Annotated in this window: 9 protein-coding genes and 1 pseudogene; 6 read left to right on the top strand and 4 right to left on the bottom strand. The window is 57.3% G+C overall.

The annotated features are described in order from the left end of the window. Positions 1-415 precede the first annotated feature (415 nt). The gene (locus ACEQWH_RS16285) at positions 416-745 is read left to right on the top strand and encodes an L-rhamnose mutarotase (protein ID WP_370232611.1); all 330 of its coding nucleotides are present in this window, start codon (positions 416-418) and stop codon (positions 743-745) included. A 27-nt stretch (positions 746-772) separates the two neighbouring features. Here ACEQWH_RS16285 and ACEQWH_RS16280 read toward each other — a convergent pair whose 3' ends face one another. Continuing rightward, the gene (locus tag ACEQWH_RS16280; protein ID WP_370232610.1) at positions 773-1,594 is read right to left on the bottom strand and encodes a helix-turn-helix transcriptional regulator; all 822 of its coding nucleotides are present in this window, start codon (positions 1,592-1,594) and stop codon (positions 773-775) included. 127 nt (positions 1,595-1,721) lie between these two features. Here ACEQWH_RS16280 and ACEQWH_RS16275 point away from each other — a divergent pair, with 127 nt between their 5' ends. From ACEQWH_RS16275 to ACEQWH_RS16265, 3 genes are read left to right on the top strand one after another with little or no spacing between them, the layout of a single operon-like run. Further along, positions 1,722-2,948, top strand: coding sequence for a cytochrome P450 (locus tag ACEQWH_RS16275; protein ID WP_370232609.1), 1,227 nt, complete (start codon positions 1,722-1,724; stop codon positions 2,946-2,948). Between the two features lie 5 nt (positions 2,949-2,953). Next, entirely contained in the window at positions 2,954-3,274 is a 321-nt protein-coding gene (locus tag ACEQWH_RS16270) for a 2Fe-2S iron-sulfur cluster-binding protein (RefSeq protein WP_370232607.1), read from the top strand. Between the two features lie 13 nt (positions 3,275-3,287). After that, a complete protein-coding gene (locus tag ACEQWH_RS16265) occupies positions 3,288-4,115 on the top strand; it encodes a 3-methyl-2-oxobutanoate hydroxymethyltransferase (RefSeq protein ID WP_370232605.1) in 828 nt (275 codons plus the stop codon). Positions 4,116-4,166: 51 nt separating this feature from the next. Here the strand turns inward: ACEQWH_RS16265 and ACEQWH_RS16260 are convergent, their stop codons facing one another. Genes ACEQWH_RS16260 through ACEQWH_RS16250 form a run of 3 tightly spaced genes read right to left on the bottom strand, consistent with a single transcriptional unit; the run spans position 4,167 to position 8,131 of the window. After that, on the bottom strand, positions 4,167-4,781 hold the full coding sequence (locus ACEQWH_RS16260; RefSeq protein WP_370232603.1) for a response regulator transcription factor: 615 nt from the start codon (positions 4,779-4,781) through the stop codon (positions 4,167-4,169). Between the two features lie 35 nt (positions 4,782-4,816). Continuing rightward, positions 4,817-6,763, bottom strand: a complete 1,947-nt coding sequence (locus ACEQWH_RS16255) for a cache domain-containing protein (RefSeq protein ID WP_370232601.1) — start codon at positions 6,761-6,763, stop codon at positions 4,817-4,819. 36 nt (positions 6,764-6,799) lie between these two features. Further along, positions 6,800-8,131, bottom strand: a complete 1,332-nt coding sequence (locus ACEQWH_RS16250) for an aspartate aminotransferase family protein (RefSeq protein WP_370232599.1) — start codon at positions 8,129-8,131, stop codon at positions 6,800-6,802. Positions 8,132-8,348: 217 nt separating this feature from the next. Between ACEQWH_RS16250 and ACEQWH_RS16245 the strand changes: the two genes are divergently transcribed. Together ACEQWH_RS16245 and ACEQWH_RS16240 are read left to right on the top strand one after the other, a co-directional pair. Beyond that, on the top strand, positions 8,349-9,320 hold the full coding sequence (locus tag ACEQWH_RS16245; protein WP_370232598.1) for a TAXI family TRAP transporter solute-binding subunit: 972 nt from the start codon (positions 8,349-8,351) through the stop codon (positions 9,318-9,320). A 122-nt stretch (positions 9,321-9,442) separates the two neighbouring features. Further along, positions 9,443-9,942: pseudogene (locus ACEQWH_RS16240) on the top strand (C4-dicarboxylate ABC transporter); the annotation flags it as partial.

Here is a 9,942-nt window from a genome sequence, read left to right as displayed (position 1 = left end):
GCCCCTCCCCCTCTGGCAAGCCGCCATGCGCGGTGGGCAGCCCGAACCGCCATATAACTTGTGGTGCACGCGGTGCTTCATGCACCCAGCAGGTGAATTGCTTAATCTTCACGAGAATCGTCCTCGGTGGTCATTTTTAATGTTTTTTATCCTTTTAAAAATATTTGTAAATAGATTTTAGATATCCTTTTTGGCGCAAACCACCTCACCAAAAGGCGCAAAAGTGGCCTTCAGCAAAGTTGGAAAACGCAATGCTTCGCGGGAAGATCAGGGTAGACAGCTAAAAAATATAAACAAATGCGGAAAACGCGCAGCTAGCACCGAAAGAAGAGGCCCGTCAGACAAAATCTGCTAGCGATAATCATGGATATTAAATAAGCTAATAAAAATATTATTTATGGGTCGCGTGTGAGAAATGCAGCGAATATCGACGGTCGTCCACATCCGGCCAGACAAGATTGAAGAGTACAAAGCTCTGCACGCCAGCGTGTGGCCTTCTGTGGTCGCGCTGTTGGGTGCCGCCAACATTCGCAACTTCTCGATTTTCCTGAGAGAGCCGGAAAACCTGTTGTTTGGATATTTTGAGCACCACGGCACAGACCTAGAGGCTGACTTGCGCGTCATGGAGCAACACCCAGACATGCGTCGCTGGTTAGAGCTGACGACAAAGTGCCAGACACCGCTGGCCTCGGCAGCGCCCGGCGAAAACTGGTCACCGATGCGCGAAGTGTTTCATTTGGACTAGCCTCACACCCAAACAAACACCCTTAAATCACCGCCCTACCCGCGACCGCATCTGAGACCGAAACCGCGACGGGGACAGCATGGCGTTTTTCGCAAACTCTCGACTGAAGTGATGCGGATCAGGATACCCACACTCCGCCCCGATCTGTGACACAGGCACATCGGTTTCCGTCAAAAGACGCTTGGCTTTGTTGATCCGTTGATCCCGCAGCCACGTGGCTGGTGGGAGCCCAAACGCGTCACGAAAGGCCGCATGCAGACGCGAGACGCTCAGCCCCACCTCTTGCGCCATCGCTTTCGTATCCCACGGCACCGCCAGATCCCGCAGCATCTCTGACGTCAGGCGCTCTAATGACAGGTGCCCCGCCTGCCGCGGTTGCGTTTCAAACGCCGCCAGCGCCTGTGCAACCAGACTGCTTAGGCGGGCCTGACGCCCCGGGGTATTGCCCGCAACCTCTCTTAATACCGCGCCGAAAACCTCGGCTACATCCGGCTCGGCCAACGCTTGAGCCTGACTTCGTTGAGATACACGCTCAAACAGGGCATCGCTGGCAAATCCGGTGAACGAGAACCAAAGATAGTCCCAAGACTCTGCATCCGGCGCACAGCCGTGCCGATATCGACCCGAAGTATCCACCCATGACACCGACAACGGCCACGCGCGCGTTTCAACATCACGCTGAACGATTGCACCTACGCCCTCTATGGTCAGGATCAACGTATGCTCACCAAACCGCGTCGACACCGAGGGGGTTTGGGGCGTGACCCGGCTGCGTCCTGCTGCAAGAACCGCATAGGGGTATGGGGCCCCCGCCGTGTTTGGAGAATTATATAAAACTTCGTTCAGCATTTAAGAAAACAGGCCAAGACGCGGATATTTCGCAAGAGAAATATACAATTCTGCAGAAATATCCATTCCAGAAACACGTTATGCCCCATAGAAACAGACAAGCCACCAGCCACACAGGAGCCACGCGATGCAAGCTTTGCCCAAACTTGACCCACAATCCGAAGGCTTTGCGCGCGATCCACATCACACCTACACGCAGCTCAGGAATCTGCCTGATCCTTATTACTATGAGGACGTCGACAGCTGGATGCTGACCAAAGCCGCCGATGTCGAGGCCGTTGCCCTCAACAAAACCATGCTGCGCAACGTCGATCACCTGCTCAGCGCGGCCGAGCGCAAAGACGCCCAGCGCAAATTGAACTGGCATGACATGCCGCACCACGAGCGGTTTGTGCAAACGAACCTGCTGGAGAGCGAAGGCGACACCCACGCGCGCCTGCGCAAACTGGTGTTTCGCGAGTTCACCGCCGCCATGATCGCACGCCAGCGCGACACCATTCAGGCGTTTGTGGATCACTTGCTGGATGGCCTTGGAGACCGGGACGCGTTTGACTTTGTCGAAGACTTCGCCGCCCATGTGCCCGGTCACATCATCGGACGCGTAATTGGCGTGCCGGACGAGGATTGCCCGCGCCTGCGCGTCTGGTCTGAACAGGTGGTGCGGTTCTTTGATGTTGGCCGCAATGACGACGACAAACAGCTGGCAGAACGCGCGACCAAGGAATTCTACGAGTATTTGCTGACCTTGGTCGCCGCCCGTCGCGCTGCGCCGCAAGAGGATCTGATGACGCGGATGGTTGGGCATCAGGACGCCGGTCTGATGTCCGAGGACGAGTTAATCGCAACAACAATGCTGATCCTGATGGCAGGCCATGGTTCAACGATCGACGTCCTGGGGTCAGGCATGCACGCCTTGCTCAGGTTCCCCGACCAGCACCAAAGACTGCGGGACGATCCCAAGCTGATCAATCTTGCGGTGCAGGAAATGTTCCGCTTTGAATCCCCGCTGCCCTATTTCCACCGGTTTGCGACCGAAGACACAGAGGTTGCGGGCCGCATGTTTAAGGCGGGCACGCGCTTTGGTCTGCTGTATGGCGCGGCGAACCGCGATCCCGCGCGGTTTGAAAATCCGGATCAGTTTGATGTCTCGCGCAGCCCCAACCGACATATCGCCTTTGGCGGTGGCACGCATTTCTGCCTTGGCAACCATTTGGCACGTCTGGACATGGACGTCATCTTTACAACGTTAAACCAACGCTTTGCGTCGATCGAACTGGCCCACGAGCCGGCCTATAAACCGGGTCTCTCGGTTCGTGGTCCGATCGCGTTGAACATCGCAGTAAAAAGGCACTGAGCGGCATGACAAAAATCACATTCATCGAGGCCGATGGCACCAAAACCGAGACCATTGCGCAGCCCGGCATGACGGTCATGCAGGCGGCGGTTCACGCGAACATCGCCGCCATCGCTGCGGAATGCGGTGGGGCCTGCGCGTGCGGAACCTGCCACTGCTATGTCGCACCGGATTGGGTGGGCAAGATCCCTTCGGCCCAAGAGGATGAGGCGGATATGCTGGGGTTCGTGATCGACCCGCAGGACAACAGCCGCCTGAGCTGTCAGATCGAAGTGACGCCGGACATGGATGGCCTGGTCATTCAGGTGCCCGACTCTCAAACGTAGGAAAGTGACCCGCATGAAAAAGATATACACCTACGGTCACGCGCTCGAAGAACGCAATCTGACCATCGCCGACATGCACGCCAACAAGGCTGTGGGGCGCAAAATGACTCAGGTCACAGCCCAGAACGCCCAAGAGGCAGAGATCATCGCAGATCAAGACATCGACATGATCATAACAGGCAGTGATTGGTACCCTGATGTGCGTCGCGGCGCGCCCAATACATTCATCACCGCCGCGCTGTTTGCGGGCCGTTATATCACCAACGAAGAAATCCTGGCCGGCGCGATTGACGCCGCGATGAAGGGCGCGGACAGCGTTCTAACGCCGCGCAGTCTGGATGTGGTCGAAATGATCGCCAATCAGGGCATCGCCGTACAGGGCCATGTAGGCATGGTCCCGTCCAAGTCGATACAGCTGGGCGGAATGCGCACCGTTGGCAAAACCGCAGACGAAGCCCTCGCTGTTCTGGAGGACATGCGCCGCTTGGAAGACGCAGGGGCCTTTGGCTGCGAAGTGGAATGCGTGGCCGAAGATGCACTGGCCGCGATCAGCAAACACACCTCGTTGATTACCAATTCGATCGGAGCCGGACCTGCTGGCGATGTGATCTTTCTGTTTTTTGAGGACATCTGCGGCGAAACCGAAAACCCGCCGCGCCATGCGCAGTCTTGGGGCGACGGGGCCGCTATTCGCAGGCAACTGGATCAGGAACGGCGCAAGGCCGTCAAAGGGTTTAAAGACGCCGTGGCCAGCGGGGATTACCCCGCTCAGGGCCATGTGGTGTCGATGTTGGCCGAAGAAAAAGACAAGCTTCTCGAGGCGCTTGATAAACGGGCCTAAAGCCAACAGGCGCTGTCGGCCCCCGCCTTGCAAAACGCGCAGGGGTCCGCCTTAGGCGCGGACCTTTTGGGCGAGCTCGACCAGCTCGATCACCGATCCGATCTCGAGCTTTTCAAGGATGCGCGCACGGTGATGGTCCACCGTTCGGGGCGAGATATCCAGCGCGCGCCCAATCTCTTTGCTGGCGGTGTTCGAAGGGTGCTCGATCATAAACACCGCAATCTCGTGTTCCCGGGACGTCAGACGGTCAAACAGCGCCTTGGCGGTCTTTTGCTCTTGCATGTCCTCCCGGGTTTTCAGGTCGCGCTCAAAAGCCGTGTGAATACAGGCCACAAGATCCGCCTGACGGAAGGGTTTTTCCAGAAAATCGACGGCGCCCGCTTTCATGGCCTGCACCGACTCGGGGATGCCTCCGTGACCAGAGATAAAGATAATTGGCAGGGTCAGGTTGGTGTCATTCATCAAAGACTGAAGTTCCAGCCCGTTGATATCCGGCATCCCATAGTCCAGCACCAAACAGCCATGCTGATCCTGATTGTATTGATCAAGAAAGGCGCGTGCTGACTCAAAAGGGGCCACGTCAAACCCGCGCTTTGTCAACGCACGGGACAAGGTGCTGCGCACCTCTTCTTCGTCATCGACCAGAAACACGATGGGGTCAGGCATGGAACACTCCAAGGCTATGAAACAACGCTGGGCTCCTAGTCGGTCTTGCGCGGGATGGTAAAGCAGAAAGTGGTGTGTTGCGTGTCGTCTTTGTCGTGCCACAACCGGCCACCGTTGGTTTCAACGATCTTACGACTGATCGACAACCCCAACCCCATGCCATCTTCTTTGCTGGTCTGGAATTGCTTGAACAGTTTGACGTCCGCAGGCACGCCCGGCCCGCTGTCTTGCACGCGCACCTCAAGCGCGCGGTCCAGCGAGGCGGTCTGAACACGAATTTCACGCATTGGCACATTCGCGGACGAGATCGCTTCCAGTGCGTTGCGGATGAGATTGATCAACACCTGCGCAATCTGAACCCGATTGCCGATCACCTCCGGGGCCTCTGCCTGCTCAAAGATCAGCCGCACCTGATGATCCTCGGCCTCGTGACGCATCAGGCGTTCGGCCTGATCCAGCAGCTCGTTGAAATTGAATGTCGCGATATCGCCCTCATCCTTTCGCACAAAGCCGCGCAGGGCCCGCACCACATCGCCGCCCTGATGGGCCTGTTCGTCCAGCTCGTTCAGGATCGCAATCAGGTCTTCATTGGCGGGCGCATCCTGTTTTGCGGTCGAAATCGCGGCATCGACGTTCTGTGAAATCGCGGTCAAAGGCTGGCTTAACTCATGCGCCAAGCCGCTGGCCATTTGCCCCATGACATTCACCCGCGAAAAATGCGCCAGATCGCGGCTGAGTTCCTGCACCTTGGCCTCGGACTCGCGGCGGTGCGCGATCTCGTCGATCAGCGTTTTATTCGCCTTGCTGAGTTCTCGATAGGTGCGCGGCAGAGGCGCCCGGGAAGAGACTTCGCCCTGCGATACAAGCGCGGTCCGCACGGCAAAGGCGCGCACGGGCCGCAGGATAAGTTCCGCCAGCGCAAGCCCCGCCAAGGCCGTGAAAATCGAGATCAGCGCCGCAATCGACGTATTGCGGGACCGGTTGGATTTGATCTCACCGATAAAGTCATCCTCGGGCGCATAGACAGCAACCGTCCACGGCAGATCGATGCCTTCAAGGGGCGCGAACAGCCCAAGGTATTCCTGATTTTCGAAGGTAAAGTTGGACTGCGTTCCGAAACTTTCCGCGCCGGCACCGTCGATATTGGCAAAAGCCGCACGCGAGATCGGATCGTCAATGTCGTTGATATTGGCAAAACTCAAAGAGCCGTCTTCGTTCTCGACCTTGATCTGTGCCGGATCGGGGTGCGCCAACAATGACCCATCCGCGCTGAGGATCATAGCAGAGCCGCTTTCACTGACCCGAAGGTCTGACAGAAACCGCGAGATGTCGGAAATTTCGATGTCTACGCCGACAACGCCCTGCAGACCCAGGTTGGGCAGAACGACGGGTGCCGCTACCGTGATCCCGGGCTGTCGTGAGGAAAAGAAAATATAAGGGTCCGTCCAGATCCGTTTGTCCAGCGCGCTGGCCTCAATGTACCAAGGTCGGGTGCGGGCGTCATATTTGTCCAGCGGATCGCTGTCGCGGGCGACGACCTGAAACGTCTCGGTGCGCCAGATGTAATCCACCTCGCGCACCCCGTTTTTGATGGTGATGAACTTGGTGCGGAATGGCCCCGGCCCCTTGCTTTTCATCACATAGACAAAGTTGCCCTGCTCATCGCCATAGTTGATCCCTGCGATCTGCGGTTCCGTCTGCAAGAGCTGGAAAAAATACCGCTCCATGGTTTCGCGATCTGTGGTGCTGACCAAACCGCTGTTCAAAACCCGTCGCGCCTGTTCGGTGGTTTCACCTGCAGGTTCCAAAAAGCGTTTGGTGTGTTCAATCGCGTTAGAGCCCGCCCGCGCCATCAGGCCACGCGCATGTTCCAAGATGGCACGTTCAGACGACACATAGGATGTGGTGACGACAAATAGGATGGCGATGAATTGCAAACCGGCAAGGCTTATGGCCAGGACAAATCCCAGCGAAAATCTCACACCGTCTTTGCGCAGTTTACTAACCAAATGTACCGATCACAGTCCTAAGTCCGCGGACACCTGCTCGACCGCTGTCACCAACTTACCGACCAACTCTTCAAAGTGGTGGGGTTGCGAAATGAACGGCGGCGCCAGCAATACATGATCCCCGCGCTTGCCATCGATGGTACCGCCCATCGGATAGCAAATCAAACCGGCCTCAAAGGCCGCTGCTTTCAGCTTGGCGTTGAACTTCAACGCAGGATCCAGCGGCGCTTTGCTGTCTCGGTCCGCCACGAACTCAAGCCCGATGAAAAGCCCCCTGCCGCGAATGTCCCCCACCAGAGGGGCCTGACCAAAGGCGTCATTGAGCATGTTCATCAGATCCTGCCCCTTGCCTTCGACCTGACCCACGATGCCGGACGTCAGCTTTTGCACCACCGCAAGGCCTGCCGCGCAGGCGGTTGGGTGCCCGACATAGGTATGCCCGTGCTGGAAAAAACCGCTGCCCGCTTTGATGGCATCAAAGATTTTGCCGGAACACAGCGTTGCCCCGATCGGCTGATAACCCGCCCCAAGCCCTTTGGCGATGGTGCAGATATCGGGACTGATGCCCTCTTGATCGGCCGCAAACAGGCTGCCCGTGCGCCCCATGCCGCACATGACTTCGTCCAAAATCAATACAACGCCATACGTGTCGCAAATCTCGCGAATACGTTTGAAATAGCCCTCGGCCGCCGGCACCGCGCCCATGGTTGCGCCTACGACCGGCTCGGCCACAAACGCCATGACGTTTTCTGGACCCAGACGCAGGATCTCATCCTCAAGCTCTTGCGCCATGCGCTGGCCAAAGTCCTGCTCGGTTTCTCCCGGCAGGCGATCCCGGTATTCATAGCACGGCGCAATGTGGCTGACATCGATCAGCAATGGCGCAAACTGAGCGCGCCGCCATGCGTTCCCGCCCACGGCCAGCGCACCGAGTGTGTTGCCATGATAGCTTTGACGTCGCGCGATGATTTTGCTGCGCTCAGGCTGGCCGATCTCGACGTAATACTGCCGGGCCAGTTTCAGCGCGGCTTCGACGGCCTCTGATCCACCGGACACGAAATATACATGCTGCAACCCTTCGGGTGCATGCAGAACCAACAAATCCGCCAGTTCCTCGGCCGGTGTCGACGTCAGAAAACTGGTATGCGCAAAGGCCATGGACTCAAGCTGTGCGGTGATCGCGCCAATGATGTCCTGATCCCCGTGTCCCAAACAGGACACGGCCGCACCTCCGGATCCGTCAAAATAGGCGCGTCCTTCGGAATCAAACAGGTGGACACCTGAGCCGAGCTTACCAACCGGCGGCAACTTATTGGAATGTCTAGGGAATACGTGACTCATCTGATCGAATCCATGGTCGTGACGGCAGGAGCCTGTCACTTTGGACCTGCAAATTCTATAGGTAGTGACGCGCATAGACAGAACGCCGCCCATCTAAGACCCTTGTGTCCAGTGCTGTTCTTGGACCCCGGCTTTTGACCCTCAAATGCCGTGTGGTGGTTGTGTTGGGCCAGTGGGCTCGTGGGGGTTTCAGCACCAAAACAATGGGAGAGACTCTATGTCGTATTCAAAATTCACGGCTGCGGCTGCAACAGCAGTTGCGCTGACCGTATCTGCTCCGGCGGCTTTCGCCGAAGACTTCGTCACCATCGGCACCGGCGGTGTCACAGGTGTTTACTATCCAACCGGCGGCGCGATCTGCCGTCTGGTTAACAAAGGCCGCCGCGACCACGGTGTTCGGTGTTCTGTCGAGTCCACAGGTGGCTCTGTTTACAACATCAACACCATTCGCGAAGGCGAACTGGAATTCGGTGTCGCGCAGTCTGACTGGCAGTACCACGCCTATAACGGCACCTCCAAATTCTCTGACGCGGGCGCATTCGAAGGCCTGCGCGCAGTCTTCTCTGTGCACCCAGAGCCATTCACTGTTGTGGCCCGCGCCGACGCAGGTATTTCTTCGTTCGAAGACCTGAAAGGCAAACGCGTCAACATCGGCAACCCGGGGTCCGGTCAGCGTGGCACCATGGAAGTTCTGCTGGACGCGATGGGCTGGTCCACAAGCGACTTCGCTCTGGCGACCGAGCTGAAGGCCGCAGAACAATCCGCTGCACTGTGTGACAACCAGATCGACGCGATGGTCTATACTGTCGGTCACCCATCCGGTTCCATCCAAGAAGCGACCACAGCCTGTGACTCCGTTCTCGTGAACGTTGGCGGCGACGCGGTTGACGGCCTGATTGCAGACAATTCCTTCTATCGGTCTGCAACCATCCCAGGTGGCATGTATCGCGGCAATGACGCAGACACATCGACCTTTGGTGTTGGCGCAACCTTCGTGACATCGGACGCGGTTTCTGAAGAAGCTGTCTACACAGTTGTCTCTGCTGTCTTTGAAAACTTTGACGATTTCAAAAAGCTGCACCCAGCCTTTGCAAACCTGAAACCAGAGGAAATGGCGACAGCTGGTCTGTCCGCACCTCTGCACGCGGGTGCTGCGAAGTACTACCGTGAGCAAGGTTGGATCGAATAAAACCAAGCACTGCTTGCACCAGAGAGGCGGCCCTGCGCCTCTCTACCAAGGAGAGGCGGATCCTGACGCCTCTCCGACTTACCAACCCCAAGTGACTTGGGGCAGTTCTGGGGGGAACTGACATGACGGATCAAAAGACTGAAGGCCGTGCGCTGAGCGAGGAAGAACTGCAAGACCTGGTGTCGTCAAGCGACGCAGGCGCGCGCAATCCGGTCGGTCATGTGGGTACGTTTCTTGCAATTATCGCAATTGTCTGGTCGGTCTTTCAGGTGGTTCTGGCCTCGCCCCTGGCGAACTACGTTCTGCCGGGATCGATCATTAACAATTCACGTCAAATCCATTTGGCTTTTGCTATTTTCCTGGCCTTCATGGCCTATCCCGCACTGAAATCCAGCCCGCGCGACTATATTCCGATCCAAGACTGGATCATGGCCATCTGCGGGGCCTACATCGCGCTTTATGGGTATTTTTTCTACGACAAGATCGTCAATTCGGGCGGCCTTGCGGACAACACCGACAAATGGTTCGCGCTGGTCGGCCTGATCCTGCTGTTTGAGGCCGCGCGTCGCGCGCTTGGCCCGGCGATGGCGATCATTGCGACCATCTTCCTGATGTATGTGTT

Origin of the sequence: Cognatishimia sp., assembly GCF_964229375.1 — a bacterium.
Lineage (GTDB): Bacteria > Pseudomonadota > Alphaproteobacteria > Rhodobacterales > Rhodobacteraceae > Cognatishimia.
Note: the sequence above shows the minus strand (reverse complement) of the source record. Positions and strands in the feature narration are given on the sequence as shown.

Bases quoted from the DNA above. Each gene is read 5' to 3' on its own strand.
- ACEQWH_RS16285 (WP_370232611.1), top strand. From the start codon at position 416: ATGCAGCGAATATCGACGGTCGTCCACATCCGGCCAGACAAGATTGAA.
- ACEQWH_RS16280 (WP_370232610.1), bottom strand. From the start codon at position 1,594: ATGCTGAACGAAGTTTTATATAATTCTCCAAACACGGCGGGGGCCCCA.
- ACEQWH_RS16275 (WP_370232609.1), top strand. From the start codon at position 1,722: ATGCAAGCTTTGCCCAAACTTGACCCACAATCCGAAGGCTTTGCGCGC.
- ACEQWH_RS16270 (WP_370232607.1), top strand. From the start codon at position 2,954: ATGACAAAAATCACATTCATCGAGGCCGATGGCACCAAAACCGAGACC.
- ACEQWH_RS16265 (WP_370232605.1), top strand. From the start codon at position 3,288: ATGAAAAAGATATACACCTACGGTCACGCGCTCGAAGAACGCAATCTG.
- ACEQWH_RS16260 (WP_370232603.1), bottom strand. From the start codon at position 4,781: ATGCCTGACCCCATCGTGTTTCTGGTCGATGACGAAGAAGAGGTGCGC.
- ACEQWH_RS16250 (WP_370232599.1), bottom strand. From the start codon at position 8,131: ATGAGTCACGTATTCCCTAGACATTCCAATAAGTTGCCGCCGGTTGGT.
- ACEQWH_RS16245 (WP_370232598.1), top strand. From the start codon at position 8,349: ATGTCGTATTCAAAATTCACGGCTGCGGCTGCAACAGCAGTTGCGCTG.